At 67.2% G+C, this 20393-nt stretch carries 19 protein-coding genes and 3 pseudogenes; 13 read left to right on the forward strand and 9 right to left on the reverse strand.

From position 1 onward, the window contains the following. Positions 1–416 precede the first annotated feature (416 nt). Together OG446_RS36620 and OG446_RS36625 are read left to right on the forward strand one after the other, a co-directional pair. On the forward strand, positions 417–1934 hold the full coding sequence (locus tag OG446_RS36620) for a site-specific integrase (protein WP_328898087.1): 1518 nt from the start codon (positions 417–419) through the stop codon (positions 1932–1934). Next, complete coding sequence (locus tag OG446_RS36625; protein ID WP_328898088.1) at positions 1894–2343, forward strand: hypothetical protein; 450 nt, start codon at positions 1894–1896, stop codon at positions 2341–2343. The genes OG446_RS36620 and OG446_RS36625 overlap by 41 nt, the downstream gene beginning before the upstream one ends. A gap of 15 nt (positions 2344–2358) precedes the next feature. Here the strand turns inward: OG446_RS36625 and OG446_RS36630 are convergent, their stop codons facing one another. Beyond that, the gene (locus tag OG446_RS36630) at positions 2359–2976 is read right to left on the reverse strand and encodes a TetR/AcrR family transcriptional regulator (protein WP_328898089.1); all 618 of its coding nucleotides are present in this window, start codon (positions 2974–2976) and stop codon (positions 2359–2361) included. A 377-nt stretch (positions 2977–3353) separates the two neighbouring features. Here OG446_RS36630 and OG446_RS36635 point away from each other — a divergent pair, with 377 nt between their 5' ends. Next, positions 3354–4379, forward strand: a complete 1026-nt coding sequence (locus OG446_RS36635) for an alpha/beta fold hydrolase (protein WP_328898090.1) — start codon at positions 3354–3356, stop codon at positions 4377–4379. A gap of 156 nt (positions 4380–4535) precedes the next feature. After that, positions 4536–5344, forward strand: a protein-coding gene (locus OG446_RS36640; protein WP_328898091.1) for an IS5 family transposase whose coding sequence is annotated in 2 segments (ribosomal slippage) — positions 4536–4875 and positions 4875–5344 — 810 coding nt in all. Because the reading frame shifts where the segments join, the coding sequence is not laid out codon by codon here. Between the two features lie 72 nt (positions 5345–5416). On the opposite strand, the gene OG446_RS36645 is transcribed toward OG446_RS36640, so the two are convergent. Both OG446_RS36645 and OG446_RS36650 read right to left on the reverse strand, forming a co-directional pair. Next, positions 5417–5743 (reverse strand): hypothetical protein, encoded by a 327-nt coding sequence (locus tag OG446_RS36645; protein ID WP_328898092.1) that lies wholly within the window; start codon positions 5741–5743, stop codon positions 5417–5419. A gap of 167 nt (positions 5744–5910) precedes the next feature. Beyond that, positions 5911–6276: a DoxX family protein gene (locus OG446_RS36650; RefSeq protein ID WP_328898093.1), complete on the reverse strand. Its 366-nt coding sequence runs from the start codon at positions 6274–6276 to the stop codon at positions 5911–5913. Positions 6277–6568: 292 nt separating this feature from the next. Between OG446_RS36650 and OG446_RS36655 the strand changes: the two genes are divergently transcribed. Next, positions 6569–7141, forward strand: coding sequence for a sigma factor-like helix-turn-helix DNA-binding protein (locus tag OG446_RS36655; protein WP_328898094.1), 573 nt, complete (start codon positions 6569–6571; stop codon positions 7139–7141). A 97-nt stretch (positions 7142–7238) separates the two neighbouring features. Beyond that, positions 7239–7412, forward strand: a pseudogene (locus tag OG446_RS36660) (IS5/IS1182 family transposase); the annotation flags it as partial. A gap of 54 nt (positions 7413–7466) precedes the next feature. On the opposite strand, the gene OG446_RS36665 reads toward OG446_RS36660, so the two are convergent. Continuing rightward, positions 7467–8054, reverse strand: a complete 588-nt coding sequence (locus OG446_RS36665; RefSeq protein WP_389262763.1) for a sugar O-acetyltransferase — start codon at positions 8052–8054, stop codon at positions 7467–7469. An 800-nt stretch (positions 8055–8854) separates the two neighbouring features. Here OG446_RS36665 and OG446_RS36670 point away from each other — a divergent pair. From OG446_RS36670 to OG446_RS36680, 3 genes are all read left to right on the forward strand, one after another. Next, positions 8855–9430 (forward strand): hypothetical protein, encoded by a 576-nt coding sequence (locus tag OG446_RS36670; RefSeq protein ID WP_328898096.1) that lies wholly within the window; start codon positions 8855–8857, stop codon positions 9428–9430. Positions 9431–9838: 408 nt separating this feature from the next. Continuing rightward, positions 9839–10639 carry an endonuclease/exonuclease/phosphatase family protein gene (locus OG446_RS36675; protein WP_328898532.1) on the forward strand — a complete coding sequence of 267 codons (801 nt, stop codon included), beginning with the start codon at positions 9839–9841 and terminating at the stop codon, positions 10637–10639. Between the two features lie 1254 nt (positions 10640–11893). Further along, positions 11894–12694 (forward strand): maleylpyruvate isomerase family mycothiol-dependent enzyme, encoded by an 801-nt coding sequence (locus OG446_RS36680; RefSeq protein WP_328898097.1) that lies wholly within the window; start codon positions 11894–11896, stop codon positions 12692–12694. Between the two features lie 2192 nt (positions 12695–14886). On the opposite strand, the gene grpE is transcribed toward OG446_RS36680, so the two are convergent. Beyond that, positions 14887–15615: a nucleotide exchange factor GrpE gene (grpE, locus tag OG446_RS36685; protein ID WP_328898098.1), complete on the reverse strand. Its 729-nt coding sequence runs from the start codon at positions 15613–15615 to the stop codon at positions 14887–14889. Positions 15616–16206: 591 nt separating this feature from the next. Between grpE and OG446_RS36690 the strand changes: the two are divergent. The 3 genes and pseudogenes from OG446_RS36690 to OG446_RS36700 all read left to right on the forward strand — a co-directional run. Next, positions 16207–16469, forward strand: a pseudogene (locus OG446_RS36690) (transcriptional regulator); the annotation flags it as partial. A 32-nt stretch (positions 16470–16501) separates the two neighbouring features. Beyond that, entirely contained in the window at positions 16502–16681 is a 180-nt protein-coding gene (locus OG446_RS36695; RefSeq protein WP_328898546.1) for a hypothetical protein, read from the forward strand. 244 nt (positions 16682–16925) lie between these two features. After that, on the forward strand, positions 16926–17399 hold the full coding sequence (locus tag OG446_RS36700; protein WP_328898099.1) for a GNAT family N-acetyltransferase: 474 nt from the start codon (positions 16926–16928) through the stop codon (positions 17397–17399). Positions 17400–17509: 110 nt separating this feature from the next. Here OG446_RS36700 and OG446_RS36705 read toward each other — a convergent pair whose 3' ends face one another. Next, entirely contained in the window at positions 17510–17896 is a 387-nt protein-coding gene (locus OG446_RS36705; protein WP_328898100.1) for a DUF3592 domain-containing protein, read from the reverse strand. 41 nt (positions 17897–17937) lie between these two features. Further along, positions 17938–18146: pseudogene (locus OG446_RS36710) on the reverse strand (hypothetical protein); the annotation flags it as partial. Between the two features lie 143 nt (positions 18147–18289). Here OG446_RS36710 and OG446_RS36715 point away from each other — a divergent pair. Continuing rightward, on the forward strand, positions 18290–18538 hold the full coding sequence (locus tag OG446_RS36715) for a transposase (RefSeq protein ID WP_389262175.1): 249 nt from the start codon (positions 18290–18292) through the stop codon (positions 18536–18538). A 198-nt stretch (positions 18539–18736) separates the two neighbouring features. Here the strand turns inward: OG446_RS36715 and OG446_RS36720 are convergent, their stop codons facing one another. Further along, complete coding sequence (locus tag OG446_RS36720) at positions 18737–19252, reverse strand: hypothetical protein (protein ID WP_328898101.1); 516 nt, start codon at positions 19250–19252, stop codon at positions 18737–18739. A 274-nt stretch (positions 19253–19526) separates the two neighbouring features. Further along, positions 19527–20387 (reverse strand): DUF3592 domain-containing protein, encoded by an 861-nt coding sequence (locus OG446_RS36725; protein WP_328898102.1) that lies wholly within the window; start codon positions 20385–20387, stop codon positions 19527–19529. Positions 20388–20393 lie beyond the last annotated feature (6 nt).

The following is a 20393-nucleotide window of genomic DNA, read 5'->3' on the forward strand; positions in this document are numbered from 1 at the left end:
CAGCGGTGGCAGAGAAGGCCGCCGCTGACCACGATGCCGGCACACGGCAGGACCGGTCAGCCGCAACCTCTCCGCCCGGACGACGTCCACGAGCGGACACCGAGGGGCCGGGCGGCCTGCTGCTGGATCGACCACGCCATCGATTCCGGAGTGGGGACAGTGACTTCCTGAGGCCATCAGCCTGGATCCGCATGGCCGCTTACCTGGACTTCGCCACGGCCATCTCGCACGGCATGGGATGTGCTGGCGTGGGTCATAGAGGTGTTGACCGGACTACCGAGCGACTCGCCGGGCCACGGCGCATCCCCCAGCCGGCCTAGTCGGTAGATGTTGCGCATCCGAACGAGCAAGGAGCGCAGCAAAGTTGGACGAGTTCTCGCGCGATGTCCGATCGATTCGCCTGCCACGGTGGGGGTATGTGGCCGCGAACCCGGGCGTGGCTGATCCTGCACGCCGGCCGTGACCTGCATGAACTGACTGCTGAGGACATCTTCCATGTCCGGGCCCTGGGTCGCCGGCTGCGAGGTGAGGCGTTCATCGGGACCCACACGGCCTGGGAACTGCTGCGAGGCGTCGGCGTTATCCAGTCCAAGGAGACCCTCAAAGACGCTCTGCGATATGGCCAGCGGCCGACGAACGAGCTGGTCGACTCCTACAACATCCAGTCGACGGCGATCCGGAACGTGCTGGTGCGGTATCTCGACGAACGCCGTCCCGGTGTCGACTACGGCAGTTTCCGCGGACTGGTTCGGGAACTGGCCGGTGTCTTCTGGGCGGACATCGAGGCCCGTCATCCCGGCATCGACACCCTCCGGCTCCCTGACGACGTCATTGACGGCTGGAAGCAGCGGCTCGTGACCTACGTTCACAGCAAGAGCGGGGAGGTCGAAGAGCGACGTGGCCGCATCGCCGTGATGATGCGCGTCCGAGGCTTCTACCTCGACATCCAGGAATGGGCGCACGAGGACCCGTTCTGGGCACAGTGGGCCGTCCCCAGCCCCATCACCCGGGGCGATGGAGCCGGAAACCACAGGATCTACAAGCAGACCACCGCACGCATGCACCAGCGGGTGCGCGAGCGGCTCCCTCACCTCCCGCTGCTGACCCAGACGGCCGAGCGAGTCCACCGTGAGGCCGCCGCCCTGCTGGAAGCCGCTCGCGCCACCCCGCCCAACGGGATCTTCGAGCACGGCGGGACGAGCTACGTGCGGGAGCTGCTGAAGGTGAACCAGGTTCCCAGCCGGCTGGACCACGGATCGCCGCACGTCTACATCCGGCCGGTCGGTGCCACCGGCCGGCGGATCAACCAGAGCCTGGTGGAGGACGACGCCTTCTGGTCCTGGGCAGTCATCGAGACCTTGCGCCATACCGGAGTTCGAGCCGAGGAACTCACGGAACTGACGCATCTGGAGCTGGTCTCCTACCGGCTGCCCGAGACCGGAGAAGTTGTTCCGCTGCTTCAGATCATTCCGTCCAAGAGCAACGAGGAACGACTCCTACTGGTCAGCCCCGAACTCGCCAGCGTCCTGGCCACCATCATCAAGCGCCTTCACGACGCCAACGGCGGCAAAATCCCGCTCGTCGCCCGCTATGACTCCCACGAGCGCGTCACCGGCCCGCTGCTGCCCCACCTCTTCCAGCGACGGCCCTACTGGCAGCCGCAGGTCATGAGCGAGGCCGCAGTCAAACACCGACTCGATCGAACGCTGGAAGCCACCGGCCTACGCGACCAGGCAGGTCAGCCCCTGACCTACACCCCGCACGACTTCCGCCGGATGTTCGCCACCGAGGCCGTCACCGGCGGGTTGCCCGTCCACATCGCCGCCCGCATCCTCGGACACAAGACACTGACCACCACTCAGGCATTACCTTGCGGTCTTCCAGGACGAGCTGGTGCGGACCTACCGCGGCTTCCTCGACCGGCGCCGGGCTGACCGACCGCAGGACGAGTACCGCGAGCCCACCGAGCAGGAGTGGCACGAGTTCCAGCAGCACTTCGAGCGCCGCAAGGTGTCACTGGGCAGCTGTGGGCGACCCTACGGAACCCCTTGCAAGCACGAACACGCCTGCATCCGCTGCCCCGTCCTCCAGATGGATCCCCGCCAGAGACCACGCCTCATCGAGATCATCCAGAACCTCCGAGAGCGCATCCGCGAAGCCCGCGCCAACGGCTGGCTCGGCGAGGTCGAGGGACTCCAGGTCAGCTTCGACGCTGCGATGGCCAAGCTCAACAGCCTCAAGAGATCTCCGACCGATGGTCGGCCGCAGCTGGTCGACCTTGGCATGCCGGTCTTCACCGACCACGCACCCTCGCCCCGGCAGGGACCGGGAGGGCCCCGATAACCGACCCTGATCCTGTCAATGAGCGAGTTCTGCTTGGCGAAGGCTGTGGAACACCGCCGGGGTCGTCCATCCGCGCAACGTGGCGTGAATCGCCGAGCGGAATGCGGCCTCGGCCGTCGCGGCGTCGAAGGCCCCAGCCAGTTCAAGAGTCACCAGCCCGTGGAGGGTGGCCCAGATCGACAGGGCGATCGACGTTGCCTCGCCGACGAGGACGGACGCTGTCACGGCTCGATCGATCGCCGCGAGGAGCGGACGGATCGGGTCGCTGGCACCGACCTCCCCCGACGGGTCGAAGGACTGCACACCACCGAACAGCACCGTGTACAGGTGGGTGTGTCCTCGCCCCCAGCGACGGTAGGCGACGGCCAGTGCGTAGAGGTCGGCGAGCGGGTCCGCGGAGGTCTGCACCGCCGACACGTCCTGGAACAGGCCGCCGACGGCTCTGTCGCGGACCGCACCGATCAGCCCGTCCTTACCGCCGAACAGGGAGTACACCGCCGTCGTCGACGCCTCGGCGGCAGCCGCCACAGCGCGAACCGTGAGCGACTCCCGCGGACGGGTGGCGAGCATCTCGGTCGCGCATTCCACAAGCCGCTCTTTGACGGCCTCGTCGTTTGTTCTCGGCCTACCCACGGCCAGCAGCCTACCCCCTCTGATAACGTCGTTTTGAAACAGTGTTCCGAAACTGTCGGAGGTCCGCCGTGCCCACGTCCGCCATACGTCTCGTCCGCTTCACCGGACGCTTACTGCTGGCCCTGGCCGCCGTCACGACGCTGGTCGTCGTCTTTCTCGCACTGATCGCCCTCACAGATGGAGCAGGCTCGGGGCTCCCCGCATGGTTGACGACCCTTGGAGTCGGAGCTGTCCTGGCGATGTGGCTGGGGCGGCGCCGCACTTGGCCGGCGAGGCTTGTGCCGTTCCTGCCGGTGGTTGTCGCGGCAGCATTGACGGCGTCGGTCTGTATCCCGACCGTGCCGACGGCCCGGCGATACCCGCCCGCCCTACCGTTCGTGACCACGCAGCACTGGAGCCTGGCCACAGGCAGCCGGGTAGCGGTGTACCACTACCCGCCCGCGAACCCCGGCACCCGGCATCCCATCCCGCTCGTGTACCTCAACGGCGGACCGGTCCGCGGCATCTCGGTGCTCGACCACCGGTTCCTGCAACTCCTGGCACGCCAGGGCTACGACGTCTACGCCTACGAACAGGCCGGTGGCGGACGAAGCGACCTGCTCCCCATGAGCCAGTACACGATCTCCAGGCCGGTCCGCGACCTCGCAGCCTTTGTCGACCGCCTGAACAAGGGCAAGGTCGACATCCTCGGATTCTCCTCAGGCGGGGCCGTGCTCACCCGAGCCCTGGCCGACCCGAGCATCGCCGCACGCTTGCACCGGGCGATCCTCGCTGAGCCCGGCCCCATGGACGGCCCCACCGCACGCATCGCCGGGCACAAGGGCCGAAAATCCGCACGGGGCCTCGCGCCGGCCATGACCGGACCGCGATCGACGCACGTCCCCCGGTACGCCGTGGCGTTCGGCCTTATGCGACTCGGACTCCTCACCCCCGACACCGGACTGATCGGACAGGCCGAAGGCGACAATGCCTTCACCGCCGCAGACCTCGGCAGCGACACCGCGTCCGCCTACTGCGCTCGCGACGCGCACCGCATCCCCGCCGAGGACACAGCACAGAACTTCTCCTTCAGCCCCGCCGCCAGCCTCCGCATCCAGCAGACGGTCAAGGACTCCCCCTCCATCGCCTCGAAGCTGAGGCGCTCCCGGACTCCCGCGATGCTGATGATCGCTGAGTGCTCCTCCCAGCTTCGTCAATGGGAGACCACCGTCCTTGCCAATGACCCCGCCATCCAGCGCACGCAGTACATGCCCGGAGTCGGACACCACATGTGGAACGGCCTGGACGACAACAACGACCGAGCCGCCGCCGTCATCACTGCGTTCCTTCAGGACATGCCAGCCCCCCTGCCGAACTACCCGACCCGTGACGAGATCCCTGCCTTCCTGCGCGACCACAAATGAAGACGTTGTAGCCCGTCACCAGCAACGGCGGGCGAACCCTCGAAGCCGCCCGGGCCCTGCGCGAAGTACAGCTAAGGGCGATCTCTTACTGATCGTTTCAGAATGAGTTGAGCCGTGGGTCTTGCGCTCGAGGATCGTGGTCGGCGTGGTGTCCGGGTGCGTGCTGATCTTGTTCCTGATGACCTGTGGGAGCGGGTGGTCCCGCTGCTGCCGCTCGCCCCCGAACGGCGCCATCGCCACCCGGGGCGGCTGCGTGTCCCCGATCGAGTGGCGGTCGCCGGCATCATGCATGTGCTGCGGACCGGTGTCGCGTGGTGTGACGTCCCCGCAGAGGCGGTGGGCTGTTCCGGGGTAACGGCTTGGCGCCGACTGCGGGACTGGACCGAGGCCGGCGTCTGGCCGCGCCTGCACACCGTCCTGTTGACCGAGCTTCGTCGCTCCAGCCTGCTGGACCTAGACGACTGCTCCGTGGATGGATCGCATGTGCGGGCACTCAAAGGGGGGACCACGTCGGACCCTCGCCCGTCGATCGGGCCCGCTCTGGCTCGAAGCACCACCTGATCGTCGACCGTCACGGAACCCCGCTCGCCGTCACCCTCACCGGTGGCAACCGGCACGACGTCACCCAGCTCCTTCCCCTGCTCGACGCCGTTCCGTCGATCCGGGGTCTGCGGGGGCGTCCCCGCCGCAAGCCCCGGCGCCTGTATGCCGACCGGGGCTATGACTTCGACAAGTACCGCCGCCTGCTGTGGAAGCGGGGCATCAAGCCGATGATCGCGCGACGCGGCGTTGCTCACGGCTCCGGACTGGGCAAGGTGCGCTGGGTGGTCGAACGCGCCTTCGCCTGGCTGCACCAGTTCAAACGGCTCCGCACCCGCTACGAGCGCCGTGCCGATCTCCACCAGGGCCTGCTCGAACTGGCCTGCAGCCTCATATGCCTGCGCCGCCTCCGAACTTCATTCTGAAAGATCGGGAAGGGGCGCCCCGCAGTTGGTGGCAGGGTAGCGAAGGCGGGTTCCTGCTCTTGCGAGCTGCACTCAGGTGAGGTCGTAGGTGACACTCGCGGAGCCGTCCCAGTTCGGTGCCTCCACGAGCGTGAGGGTTCCATCCTGGGCCTCGACGACTCGCACCGTGAGCCCGCCGCGGTCCTCACCTGGAAACGCAATGGAGAAGTGGGGATCCATCTCCATGAGGAAGTCCCAGCCCTCGCGCTGGGGCGCGTCAAGGACATTGGCATGCCGACCGGTCGCCCGCCACTTGCCGACCGCGTCGACAGCGGCAGTGATGTTGATGTCGTATATCTCAAGGCAAATCGACTGATTAGCCCACCATTCGAGGCGGCCCTGATCCACGAATCGATCCATGGGCACACTATGCAACTGTGCAGGCTGACCGGGCGAGCCTGCACGGCTGCCGACCGTCGTGGGGCAGCCCGCGACACAGAACCTCTGGGGCAGACCGGGCGGGTCCCCGCTTCATCCGGCGGGCACCCCGTACGCCTTCGCAGCCCCGTGACCTCATTCTGAAACCATCAGTTAGTCCGGAAAAGTCTGCCGACGAAGAAGCTGGTGCCGGCGACTGCGAGCAGCAGGTAGCCGCCGGGGAGGGCGATGTTGGAGAAGACGCGTGCGCGTACATGCGCCAGGACCGCGCCGACGAAGAGCGCGATCAAGCCGATTCCCGCCGCCAGGCCCAGCCGATGCACCCCGAGAAGCCCCAGGAGAAGGCCGGCGGCGCCCGCGAGTTCGAGGGTCGCCAGGTAGGGCACCGCAGCTGCCGGGAGTCCAACCTTCACGGAGTTGGCCAGCACGAACGGTGCCCGCGCGTAGTCCGCGACCGCGATGAATGCGTTCGCGACGACGCAGGCAACAGTGGCGATGAGCAGTACGGAGCTCATGGGCGGCACGCCCCCACGACGGCAGACCGGCTCTGCTGGAACCGGCGCTCGTACGACGCGGCTGATCGGGTCTTGCGGCTGAGCGGCCTGCGGCAGCCCCACCAACGGATTCGCCGCTGCCTCCTCCCACTTGAGGGCCCGGATGAAGTCCGGCCCCGGCTCACTGGAGAACGCCTTGCAGACCACGTTCTGGGGTACTGCGGTCCGGAGATCGGCACACACCCTCTCAAGCACGAAGCGGTCCTCCGAAGAGAGGACGTCTCCCGGGCGCTCATGGTCCTGTTGAGGCCAGTTGACCCCGTCCCAACGGGTCGCGTACGTCCTGCATGACCTGTTCTCCGTCCCCTTCGACCGGATCGCGCACGTGCTGGGCGGGACGGTGCCCAGTGCCAAGAAGCACGCCAGCAGGGCTCGACAACGCCTCGACGGCGCCCAGGATGCCTCGGAGCGGAACAGCGGACCGGACCAACGGATCGTCGAGGCCTTCCTGACAGCAGCCCGGACCGGAGATACGCGCAGGATGATCCAGCTGCTCGCGCCCGACAGCGTCCGTGACGCCGACGCTGCGCTCCTGCCTCGCGGTGCCCGTACCGCAGTCCTCGGTGCTGTCGACATCGCCAACGAGACCGTGCACTTCCGTGATCGCATTCGGTCGGCCTGCAGGCTCACTGTCAACGACAAGTCGGTGTACCTCATCGCCCCGGGCGGACATCCCCTCGCCACGATCGAGATCAGTACAGCCAAGGGGAAGGTCACGAGAATCGCGGTGCGATCGGCCCAGGCCGACGACCGATTCGCGGCCGCCCTACGGTCAACGTCCCCGACCCGCAACAACCGGGTGGTGACCCGCGCGCATCGTTTGTAGCTGCGGAGGGCGGAGGGCGGAGGGCGGAAGGCGGAGGCGAGCAGAGGCAGTGAGCCCTTCCTGCGGACAGGCGTCACTCACTCCGATCGAGTACGGCCGGACCCGCAGGGGAAGGCGTGCACTCGGTTGCTTCAGCCACGCGGTGCTCGTCCCTGCCCTGGTTGATCGGTGGCACCCGGCCTTCTCGGCTCGCCTGCGACAACGACCTCTCGGTTTCCACCGCCTACCACTACCTCCACGAGGGGCTGACCTTCGGGCGGCCGGAGCACCGGGCCCTGCTCAGAACCACCTTCAAGGCAGTGCGCAGGAAGGTCAGCCTCACCATCTAGACGACGTCGCGTCCGGCGGAGCGTGCGGTGAGGTCTTCGTCCGTGATGTCGCGGACCACTCGACACGGTGTTCCGAGTGCCACGGTCATCGGCGGAATGCTCCGGCTGACGACGCTGCCCGCGCCGATGACCGATCCATATCCGATGCGAACACCGGGCAGGACCACAACGTTGCTGCCGATCCAGACCTTGTCCTCGATCACGATCGGCTCCGAGAAGCGACCGAAGTCAGCTCGGCGCGCGGGATGGACCGGATGTCCCGTCGTGGTCAGCGTCACGCTGGGAGCGATCATGACGCCGTCACCTATGCGGATCTCCACGTCATCGACGAACGTCAGGTTCACGTTTCCGAAGAAGTCGTCGCCGATGTGAACGTTGCTGCCGAACCCGGCATGGAACGGAGGCAACAGCACGGTGCGTTCACCGACGGAGCCGAGGATCTCGACGAGCAGCTGCCGGCGCCTCTCCGGCTTGCTCGGGGGCGTCAGGTTGTACTCGAAGACTTGCTCCGTGCGGCGCAGAGGGGCCTGAAAGGCTGCCTCCGACTCGGTGTAGACGAACCCTTTGGCGATCCGGGCGAGCACTTCCTCGTTGTGCATGTCCGTCACGGCGGAAAGCTCCGTTCATCCGATTCCCTGGGCACGCTTGACGTGCCCCTGACTGACCGTGTGCCAGATCCTATGTGCGGTACGCAGCCACCGTGCGGGTCTGCGGGACACGAGACGCGCCCGGTACCATCCACCGACCATCTTGGGCGCCGGGCCACCTCGCGCGAGAACGAATGCTCTTCCACCCCTCTGCCCCGGAATCCGTGCACAGCGCCGAACGCCTTGGCGAGCGTGCGCCGGGCTCCTCGTACAAGACTGAACCCAGCAACACCGCCTGGCTACTTGACCTGATCAGGACCGAGCCGCTGGTGCTGCGAGAGACCGCGTGCCCAGGACCGGTTGCGCGTTCATTGAGTTGTTCAGCTCGCCGGAGGTGGGCAGGCGCCCCATCTGGGTGGACCTCGACCGCGTGATGAGCGCGGAGCACGTTGCCTGCGACGTGCGCGAGGAGTCCCAGTCCCTGTAGTGATCGACCTCGGGCCAGCGATGAATCGAAACCACCGAGCTCAACCGTCGCGATGTGACGCGGAGCGGCGCAGCCCATTCCGTTCCGTCCGGCTGCGGGAGAGGCCGAACTCGGCCACCTGCTCCTGCCGTGGCAGGGACACGGCTGTGCCGCCGCGGCATGGGCAGCGGCGTTCGGCGGAACGACGAAGTGCTCCCGGCGAGTCGGTGGTCCCACCCTCGACTCCGGAGCCGGTTCACCAGGCCGGCCACGTGATCCCCCGGGCGCCGTAGGGCGAGCGCGTGGACGGGGTCTTGGGGGAGCAGGATGCGTGCGAGCTGAAGCGGAGGGCGTATACCGGGAACTCCGGCTGGACAAGCTGCTGGCCGATGTCGGCACTCCGAGCATCGTAGGGACCGCGGCCCTGGGCCTGATGGTCCGTCGGGACCTGGATCTGGATCTGGATGGGGTGTGCGAGCGTCTGGATGATGCTGCCGTGGTGGCCGTCGCCGCGGTCGGTGCCCGGCTCGCGACCCAACCGCACGTCCGCCTTGTGACCTTCCGCAATGACTCCGGAGCGTGGAACCGGGAGCCGGACGTCTACCCCGACCGCCCGTACCTCGGTGTGGAGTGCATATCGTCCGGGGCCACCTGGAACCTCGACATTTGGTTCCTCGACGAGCCCGAACGCCAGCCCTCGACCGCCCGCCTGACCACCCTGCTCCCACGTCTGACGGACGAGAGCCGCGCGGCCATCATCGAAATCAAGCCCGCTTGGGCCGATCGTTCCGGGTACGGCACCACTGTGAAGAGCTTCGACGTCTACCGCGCGGTTCTCGATGACGGCGTCCGAGATCCCGCACGGTTTGAGACCTGGGTCGGTCAACAGAAGAAGCTGCAGCCCTGAGCAGGAACGCCATGTGATCGGCATGGTCAAGGACCGTCGCGCGCATGTGGTCAGGGTTGCCGGCCAGGAACGCTCAGAAGAGGCCGGGGGCGTATGGGGTCCGCCCCTCGTGATTCTCAAGAGCCGTCGACTGTCGCTCCGTCCACAACTGCGACCCTTCCGTAGGGGTGCGGCAGTCTGCCCCGGAACTACTGCGGCAGCAGTCTGCCGCAGACCTCCTGCCTGTTCCGGCGACACCTTGCGTTCGTGGCGCGCTTCACCTCGTAGGAGATCCAGGCACTTCATGTGCCGCTTACGACCCGTCGCATAACCTCGTGCGGGAAGACCGCACATGATGGTGCGTGATGCTGCTTCGAGGAGGCGAGGGTGACCGGATCCGGCGCGCGGTGGCTCGCGGGCTTGCTGATCATGGCCTGCGTGCTGCTTGCCGGCCCCAGCGCGTCGAGCGATGCCTACAGCGCCAAGCCGTTGCCGGCCGACGCCCCCAAGAAGGCTGTGCCGAACCGCGTTATGACGTGGAACATCTGCAATCCCTGCAAGGGGAGCGACCAGAACATCGGCCGGGCGGCGGAGATCGCCACATACGCGCCTCAGGTCATCGGCCTGCAGGAAGCGTGCGTGGGCGATGTCGAGAGGATCAGGGACCATCTGCGGTATCAGTACGGGCTGGTCTACCACGTCGAGTACGGATCGGTTCTGCAGAGTTGGAGCCGCTGCGGGGGAGTGCCGTGGAGCCCGGGGGGCTTTGGCCAGGCAATCCTCTCTGCCGCTCCGATGACCGACCACGTGAACGTGGAGTACCCCGATGGCGGTTCCGAGGACCGCGGGTACATGGCCGTCACGACCCTCGTGGACGGCCGGCCCGCCCGGGTCTTCAACACGCACCTGGCCCAGCGGCGTCAGGAATCAGTCCGCGCGAAGCAGACCGGCGTACTGGCGAAGGCGATCGCCCGTCATGACCGCACGATCGTTCTGGGTGACTTCAACGCGGTGCCGGATGCCGCAGAACTCAGCGGAATGTGGAGCCTGGCCGAGGACGCGGACTCCGATTGCGGTCCGTCGGCAACCGGAGTGTGCGAGCCGACCACGGATTGGCGCAGCAAGTTCGACTACGTCTTTCTGCGCGGTTTCGTTCCGCTCAAGCAAGGTGTGCATCTCACTCCGTACTCCGACCATGATCTGGTGCAGGCCGATCTGAGGCGGACCTAAGGGCTGTCCCGCAATTCCTGGTGGATCAGCGCGCGGCGTCAGATGCGGTGCATCGCAAGGCGGAGAGGCGCCCGCATACTGGATGTATTCGGGCGTTTCGACAACGCGGCGAGGTGGCGTAGCTGGCGTCGCGCGCCCGCCAGGAATTGCGGGACAGCCCTTAGCGAGGTTCGGCGCTGTCGCCGCGTCCCGTGGGCGCTCCACGGGGAGAGAGAGCGAGCACCCATCTCATCGGACGGGCCAGTATGGGCGCGCAGTCACATGTGGTGTGACTGACGCTCCACCTGGGCTGCCCTGGGGGGGAAGGGGAGATCGGAGTGCAGGCGGAGTCGGTCCGGGAGAGGGGACGTGCTGCCGCCCCAAGTCCAACGGCTGATCGACCGAGGAATCCGGGCCGAACCCGAGCAGGGACGCTGCAGACACCCTCGGTCCGAACCGCCCGAGGCACGGCCTGACCTTGCCTCGTTCTTTGAGGGGGCATCCCTGCGCAAGGTCAGGCGCACGGTTCGAAATCCGCGGCCCGGCCGCCCTGCAAGGCGTGGGCAGGCTGACGGCCACCGCCGAGGCGTTGAGCGGGCCCACATCAGGTGGGTACCGTCCCCCAGGACCGGCTGACACGCGGCATCGAGCATCAGCAAACTGGGCGTATGCGATACGAGGAGAGGGCGAAGCTCACCGCGGCGAGAGTTCTGGTCCCCGTGACCCTCCTTGCTGCCTCACCGGTGCTGCTGTTGGCCGGAGCGCCGGTCCGCCGCCAATATCTCCGCTACGTCTACCGGGATGGCGCCCCATTGATCCTCGAGAAGGAACAGGGCCGAGTCAGTGTCCACTGGTTCGTGGTCACCAACCCTCTTCTTGGATGGTTCTGCCGGCCCACAGAGTCACTCGCTCGCCTCATCTCGCGCTGAGTGGCTGTTGTCGTTCCGAACTTGAGGAGTGCTGGTCGAACGGGAGTCACCTGAACTCCCGACCCGACCGGTCTTCCCCCGCCGTCGTGACCTCCGCGTCCATCACATCGAGCGGCAGCATGACCGCGCACACTGGGGGGCGTCACGTCGCCGAGGTGCCTGGCCACACGGCGAGACCAGAGAACCCACAGGCACGACGCCTGGCGTACCGTCACCACCGTCGTCCTCGCAGCAGTGCGCAGCTTGTCACCCGAGCGGTGGGAGGCGAGGACGTCCGCAATGGCCAACCGGCGGCGACTGTGAAAAACGCTGTCCGGTCACCGGAGCACGGTGATAGACATCCGGCGTGGAAAAGAATCTTGAGTTCCCCGACCTGTTGCGACTGATCGATGAACGGTCGACCGCCTTCCGCGCCGTGGTCGCTGCCGCGCCCGGTCTCGACGCACAGGTGCCGACCTGCCCTGGGTGGACGCTGTTCGATCTGGTGAAGCATCTGGGTGGGGGAGACCGTTTCTGGGCCGCCATCGTCGGCGCGGGGCCCGCCGACGCGCCCCCGGCAGAGGCCGTCGCCGCGCGCGCCGCTCTGGAAGTGCCGCAGGAGCGTGAGGCCCTGCTGGCCTGGCTGGACTCGTCGACGCAGCTTCTGCTGGACGCCCTGCGCGCGGCGGGACCGGAGAGCGGTTGCTGGACGTGGTGGCCCGCGTCGCAGTCACCGCAGACCGCCGGCGGGACCGCCCGGCACCGGGTCCAGGAGACCGCGGTGCATACCTACGACGCCCAGCTCGCCGGGGGCACCCCGCAGCCGCTGCCGGTCGAACCGGCACTCGACGGTGTGGAGGAGTTCCTGTTCACCGTCTGCGCAACGCCGAGTGCCTGGCCGCACACGCCCACGGCCTTCGACTTCCACGCCGCCGAGGGCCGCTCCTGGCGCCTCACCGTCGACGGCGACGGCGCACGCACCACCCGCATCCCCGAGCCCACCGCCGCGACCGGCGAGGACTCGGACGCAGCCGGCGCCTGCGTCCACGGAACGGCCAGTGAGCTGGTCCTCTACCTGTACGACCGGATCCAGGCCGACTCCTTGCACGTTGACGGAGACGCAGGGTTGCTCGACCTGCTCCGCGCCTGGGAGCCGGAGGAGAAGTAGTACGTAGCGGGGGCGGTTGTGCCGCGCCTCGAGCCGGTAAGCAGCTGTTGTCGTTCCCGGCACTGCCCGGTCGTCCGGCGGCCGCCGCGTCGGCTGAATCGCCCCCCGGTGCGGACAGCACCGCACCCACACACGCACGGGCAATTGTCCACTCCAGCCACCCCTGCTCGGCCGCCGTGAGCTCGGCCTGGATACGGTCGGCTTCCTCGCGCAGCCCGTCCACACGACGACGGGCGGCAAGCTCCTGCTCTTCCAGCAGTCCGACAACCGACGGCATCCGCGACCTCTACGAGAGCGACGAAACGACGATCCATCACTCCCACACAAGCACCACCCCTACCCCTGACCAGCGGAAACGCAGTCACCAGACTCGGAAAGACAACAGCCTCCGAGGCTGGATGACAGTCTGGCTGTCGCGTCACAGGCCAGGCCGGTCATCCGCCACAGTGTGGGGACGGGACGATGTCCGAACAGGGTGCCGATGCCAGGCCTCGGCCATCGGGGGGACGACCCTGCTGCGGGATCTCGCAAAAGGGAGGCGCGGTGAACCGCTGATGGTGGGGTCGCGCCGGACGATGCGTCCGTCCACGCTTACAGCCCGGCCTCGGCGAGCAAGGATTCCGCCTCCGTGAGCGATTCGGCGGGGCTGGTGCTGGTGGGGGACAAGTGTGGGTGCCGAGACCGAACGACAGACTCCACTCCGTAAGAGGACCGCTGGGCTCCATGGCGGCCACAAGGCGTTCACGCAATGCCGGAGGGGTGTCCCCCCGGGCCGCGATTGAGTTCCTGACGAAGGTGTCCCCGTCTTCCGCCAGCAGATCGCGCAGACCGGGTGGAAGGTCCGGATGTACGGCGACGGCTGTACGGACATCTGAGTCAGGGTCGGCCGCCAGCTCAGGGGTCGGCACGGCGTACGCGACCGCGGCAGCACGGGTGGCTGGATCTGCCAGCAGTCCGGGCAGGAGGTCTGCCGGAGGAGCGCCTGCCTGAACACTGCTGATGCGGATCCCCGCGTCGGCATCCGTCAGCAACATCCTGCGGACGTCGTCCGGGGCATCGCGCCAGCGCTGGATCACCGACGACCGCACACTGGTCTCCGAGTCCGAGGCCAGGCAGGCGAGCAGCTCCGTCGGCAGGTGCTCGTTCATCGCAAGGAACGACCGCACGGAAGGGTCCGGGTCAGCCGCCAGGCGGGCCAGCAGTCCCAGCGGCTCGTCCCTGACGCTTGCCGCGACCGCGCACCGAACGGCCGGCTCCGGATGTTCCGCAAAGCGAGCTCTGATCGGGGCGGGCACGGAAGAATTCGCGGCGAGAGTCCGCACGGAGCCGAGCTCGATGATCTCCGCGATCAGCTCATCAGTCAGATCCCGACGCAGTAGTGCTGCCGAGTGCCGAGCGCTCGGGTGTTGGAGTAGGCGCCGCACCAGGTCATGGGGCAGGTCATCTTGGGTTGCTAGAGCACTGAGTTCAGCATCCAAGTCCATGGAACGCAGGGTATGCCGTGAGCCCGGAGGCCTGCGCCGTGTATCGAAAGTGGATCTTGAGTCGTGAATGATCAAGGTTCATGGGGCGGGGAGATCGTGTGGCACCCGAGCGTCGACTCCACCGTCTGCCGCGCCCATCAGTTTGCTCTCGACAGAGTCCCGACCGGTGCGAACCGCCACGACTCGCGACTGCTGTTCCCGTTCCGATTTCCTGAAGGATCTCGGCCGGCGGCCGGACGAGCTCACGGTGGCCCTCGACGCCGGCTACGGCTCCGCACCGTCCCAATCCCTCGTTCTGGATCGCAACGGGGTGCGACAACCGGTCCGCACCGGCTCGAACGGGTGCCTCATCCGGAGGAGATTGAGCGCGGAGCCGTCTCCAACCTCCGATCCGGTGGCCGTAAGAGGGGACTGCCGCGTTCATCTCGCGGAGCTGCCGCCGGGTGCCGAGGACCGGATGGGTCTCATCGTGACCACCACGACAAGGCCGGGCTCTGTGGGCGGTATCCCTGCCGGACGAGGCATTTGCGGTGGGGCGGCCATGGAACGCCGTCCGTCTCACGGCTGCTCGCCAACTGGACAACCAGGGTGCACAGGGAGACCGACCTCGAGAAGAGGGTCTTAACCAACCCGCCGTCGCGGAAACACGTATCGTCATGCGCGGCCTACAGGTCTCTGCGGTGATTCCAGAGCGTGGCAACGTCGCGATCACGGTTCCTGGGCTTGCCGCGCGGCGTCAGTCCCCGGGCCGGGGAGCTGCCAGTCGAAGGGCATCAGATCCCGCTCCCAGCCGGGTGAACCGAACAGGGCGCCGGCGGCCACGGGCGCGCGCAGGAGACAGCGGTGGCGCAACAGCTCGCGCCGCTCACCGGGCGTCAGAAGTCTTTCCTCGCGGCTGAGATTGTTCGGGTGGTCGGGGTGCAGGTCCGCGTCGCCGTCGATCGGGCGATACCCCGCGACGTTGAGCCGATCGCCGGCCGGGGTTCGGTAGTCGAGACGGAAGTCGGTGCGCCACTGGGAATTGCTGCCCCAACCCTGGGACAGGTCGACCGTGGGCCGGTGGCGGCGCAGGAAGGCCCAGTACAGCGGAGAGCGGTCCGCGACACCGCGTTGGGCGTGTTCGACGCCGGCACGGATGCGTACGCTGGCCCGATTGAACAGCAGCCCGCCCAGCGTCAGGCCGGTCCGGACGACCTCGATGATCTCGATCGGCGCGTACGGGTCATCGGCCTGCTCGACGTCGACGATCTCGTGAAGGAACGGGTCAAATGCGTCGCCGTCCTCGAACCATGTCATGCCGAGAGAGGCGAACACGCTGAGATACTGGCGCTCCGAGAGCAAGGGCTGCGAATCCGGGGAGCCGGGCTCCTCGAAGGCAGACTGGATGGTGAGCAGCAGTCGGTCGCTGACCCGGTGCAGAGCGTAGAGCTCCCACATGAGCTCCCGGCCGTCCGGCTCTGATTCCTTCTCGGCCCACCACGAGCTGTCTTCGGCCGCCGTGGCCAGCCAGGAGCGGTAGCCGTCCTGGGCCCGATCAAGCCACGGTGTGACGATCGTTCTGTAGGACTCTTCTCTGTCGTACCGTGTCAGAGCTTCGTACAGTTCGCGCGCACCCCCCCGTATGGCATGCCAGGAGCCTACGGAAGGCGCCGGGGGCGCCTGGCAGCACGTCCCGCTGGGAATGCGGGCTGTCCAGGATCTGAGGGAGAGAGGGAAGGGGAGGCGAGTCGAATGCCTCAGCTGCGGGGGGAAGGTAGCCATCGTGAGCTCTTCGGAGGCTCGTTGGGCGCGTAGGCCCCTCCTCGGCGCTGTTGCGGAGGCAGGGGCAGAGCCTCTGCCGGTCGGAAGGGCCGCCCGTATGTCCCAGCCCGCGCGGTCCGTAGAACCCGCCACGCTTGGCTGCGGAGAGGTGACGGCGTACAGGTCGGGTGGTGGCTCGGTCTGGGCCGTCCCGATGAGGATGTCACGGGTGGACAAGGTCCGGATTATGCGGCAAAAGGGGTGCGCAACCGAAGTAGACGCCGCTTGGTGATCGACCGGACCGGACCGGCGGAATTCCCCCGCCGCTGGGAGCCGCTGCAACCCGAAGGCGTCGGCCTCCCTCGCGAAGGGCGCCGCAGAACAGGCGGGCGACGGCGGGAAGAAGTGGCCTCGCTCTCTCACCTGTCGACCGACTGCTACGCCCGTCTTGAGCGGGAGCGAGGACCCCGGGCCTCGGAGCAGACGATCTTCTCCAGCAAGGTCTTCATCTCTCCTTCGATGAGCGCGACCGACTGTTCCGGCCGGCCGGACGCGCTACCTTCCCCTGTCGGGAGATCAGCAAGTGTCGCATCAGGCGACGTTCGCCCCCGGCGAGGCGGTCGGCATTGACCACGTGATCATGAACCTGAGCTTCTCCTCGCGGAGTGACGCGGCGCTCAAGGCGATCGAGGAGCTCGCTGGGGAATTCCGGCTGGTCATCTGGGATCCACAGTCCCAGGACGCCTGTCTGTCTGGGACGTGAATGACCGTCGCTCGACCCGGCTCAGGCGGTGTTCGCTTGTTGACGACCTCACGGAGGCGTTCGTCGGCGGCATGATTGTTCCGTCAGATGGTGTAGCGACGGATCGTGCTGCCCTGCTCTTTGTTGCTGGCGTGGTCGGTGACCTCCGGGCGCACTGTAAGACACCGGAAAACCGCTACCCGGGCCCCTGTGTGACTGGCTACGCTCACCCCCCCCCGCCGACCAACACAGATGTGGGGACCGCATGACGCAGCAGTTCATCGACCTCCAGGGCCGGGCCGTGGTGCTCGAGGAGATCACGGAGGACAACTGGCGCGATGTCGCCGACGTGGCGCCCGCCGACGAGCAGCGCCGGTACGTGGCCGCGCTCGCGGCGCGCTATCTCCTGCTTTCCCAGCACAGCGAGGTGTGGACGTCCCTCGGCGTCCGCGCTGGTGACGACGTCGTGGGCCACGTCATGTGGGCGTACGGGGACGAGGACGGCAGCCACTGGATCGGCGGCATGTTGGTGAGCAAGGCCGAACAGGGCAAGGGCGTGCGCCGCGCAACCCTGGGCGCCGTGATCGAGCGCCTGTCTGCGCTGCCGGAGTGCCGGGAGATCCGCCTCTCCTACCACCCGGACAATACGTCCGCCGGCCGCCTCTACACCTCGTTCGGCTTCCAGCCGACCGGGGACTTCGAGGACGAGGAGATCGTGGTGGCGCTTCCCGTGAGCTAGGCCCTGTCTGACAAGTACTGCGTGAGTGAGAGGGCTCTGATGTATCGGATGTGCGCTGGCCCCGTTGTGTGAGGGCGGGCCTGGACCGCTTTCGACGCGTAGCAGCCGATCTAGAGGACGTGCACCATCAGCACGATACTGAGAGCAACTCCCACCAGGCCCGCCATGTCGTAGTGCTTCCAGAATGGTTTGCGGGAAGCGAGTGCCGTCTCCGCGCGCCCAGGGGACACAGGGTCATAGAGGACTGCAACGCTGTCCCCTTCGCGGGTGCCGGCGGGGACGTGGTTTTCACCTGCACTGTGTGTCCGCTTGACACCGTCTGGCGTCGTGTAGCTCAGAAGGAACTGCGGGCCGCCCTTCCCACGCCAATCACGATCGAAGCACCGAGCGGTGACCTCGACGCCCCGGGAACGAAGCGTCAGCCGTCGCCGCATCTGCCAGACCACGACCAGCATCAGAAAAATTGCGACGCCGTCGTAAGCGATCGTGTCCTGCACCCTCAAAGCTCCCCCAGTTTCGCAGTGCCACTGGTGAGCATTCAACCAGCCGTCGAGACCCTCCATGGCTGCGTTACCGGCTCGCGAAGCCAGCGGATGAGTGAGGCGAGGTGAAGCCCGGCGTGGTGGCGAGCGGCGAGCTTGTCGAAGCGGGTCGCGATCGCCCGGAACTGCTTGAGACGGGCGAAGCAGCGTTCGACCACATTGCGGGTGTATACAGCTCACGGTCGAAGGTCGGCGGTCTGCCGCCCCTCGCCGCAGGCGTTGGCCTTCGGTCAACTCATGACGACGCACCACGACTTGCCAACGGACAAACCACTTTGCGGACTCGGCCCAGGACCCGCTCCACCTTGTTGGGTTGGGCATGGGGCGGGGTGATCTGACGGATGCAGAGTGGGAGCGGTTGCGGAATCGTTCTTGCCGGTGAGCAATGGGCGGTGCGGGCGGTGGCGTGATCACCGGCAAGTGATCGACGGGATCCTGTACAGGGTGCGGGCCGGGGTTCAGTGGCGAGATCCACCGGAGCGGTTCGGTCCTTGGCGGATGGTGCACGAGTGCCGTCGGCTGTGGTCGGCGGACGGCGCCTGGGAGCGCCTCCTGGCGGAGGCTCAGACCGCAGCCGACGTGGTGGGCGAGATTTGACTGGGGCATCTCGGTCGACCGGACCTCACCGTCGTACGCGCCCACCAAAACGCGGCTGGCGCCCGCGCTGCCCTACCACCGGCGCCAGAGGGGAAAGGCGGCAGAACACCAGACTGACTTCGGCGACACCGTCGTCGAAATCGAAGCTGCGCAGCTCGTTCCCTGTTCCCCCTGCTGCTCGTCCACAGCCTGGCCTGCCTACGACGTAGGTTCGGTCAGGTCGATGGTGAGTACGTCTTCGTCGCTCGCGGGATGCTCGATCGTGATCGAGCCTGCGGCGCCGACGTAAGCTCCGGTACCTCCCGTGATCGCGAAGACGTGGGACCACTGCCGGGCGTCGACCGGCGGTTCGGTCACCGCGGGAAGCGGCCGCTGGAAGGCGGTGGCAGCCGTGATCATGCCGTCGTCCAGGCTCAGGACCAGAGTTGCGATGACGAACGATCCGTCCAGCCCCACGGCGACGGGCAGGCAGTGAGCGTTCTCGGTGCCCACGCTGCGACCCTGCGCGTCCGACAGGTCGTACCGTACGAAGTAGGGGACGCCAACTGTGAGTACGTCCGGGATGTTCGAACCCGTGCGCCTGCCACGCAGAACGATCTGGCCGGCGGCCTTGCGCGCCGCGTGGGCGGCCCCGCCCGCTCCCACGACCAGCCCTCCAGCGATCGCCGCCGCCGATGTCAGCTGCAGAATGCTCCTGCGATCCATGTCGGTCATTTGTCTGCCTCACGTCCTCGTCCGTCGTGTGCCTGGGCGCGCTTGCGCCTCACAGCTAAACGGCCTTCAGAACGGAACGGATCGCCCCGCACTCATAATTCGCCGGAACGGCGGAGCGCACGACGCAGGACGGGGAGCGCAACCTGGAGGGGGCCGCGGATCCGGGAGTGCCGCTGTGATCAGGGTTGCCCACCAGTAACGATTCTGCTGACCGCATGCGGAGGACCAGTTCGCCATTCCGATGACCGTCATCACGCACACAGCTCACCCGGGCTCACAGCATGACCGCTCCCACGGCAATGGCTGACACTGCAACGGCAATGACCACGGCGCTGCAGATCATGTCGAATTTCCGGGAACTGTGTTCGGACGCGAGATCCGGGGTGAAGACGGCTGGATCCTCGGGCGAGTAGTGGATCGTGACGGTCCGACCGTACGAGTTCACGGGGTCTGGCAGCCCATGAGCGCAGTAGGCGGTGACGGACGTGCCCTCATGGGTGGTGAAGGCGATGACTGGTGTGTGGCTGGTGGAGGTGTGGCCGTCTTCGTCGGCGCTGGTGTCCGTGAGGACGGCGACCACTCGGCCCTGAACGACGGGCTGGGAGGTGAGCGCATCGATGCGGCGCCTCGTCGCGCGTGCATTCCGGGGGAGGTAGCGGGCGGCGGCGACGCTCCAGGGTCCGGCGAAGCCGAGCAGGGCCCACGGCCAGCCCCAGTCGATCGCGACGAGGACCACCAGACCGGCATAGAGCAGGAAGACCGCGGAGTTCGGCCATGCGCGACCGTGCCTGTTGGCCCAGAGGTCATGGGTGAACCGATAGGTGTGCGGTCTCCCCTGCTGGTAGCGGACACCGATCTCCCGGCCGGTCCAGGCCGTGGAGATCCGGTCACCGTGCTCATCGTCGTTCGTCACGGTGAACTCCTGCCCGGTGGATGGGTCACAGAAGGAGACGACCACGGGTATGCCATCGTGCTGAGAGCTTCCGTGCCGGGGTTCACGCACCCGCTCGATCCGGCCCATGACCCGGACCGTGCGCTGGGCCCGGGTCACCCCGGCCAGCGACATGCCGTACCCGATCAGCGCCATCGCACCCAAGACCGCGCACAACAGCGTCAGGTATCCGTGTATGTCCATATGCCT

Origin of the sequence: Streptomyces sp. NBC_00236 (assembly GCF_036195045.1) — a bacterium.
Lineage (GTDB): Bacteria > Actinomycetota > Actinomycetes > Streptomycetales > Streptomycetaceae > Streptomyces.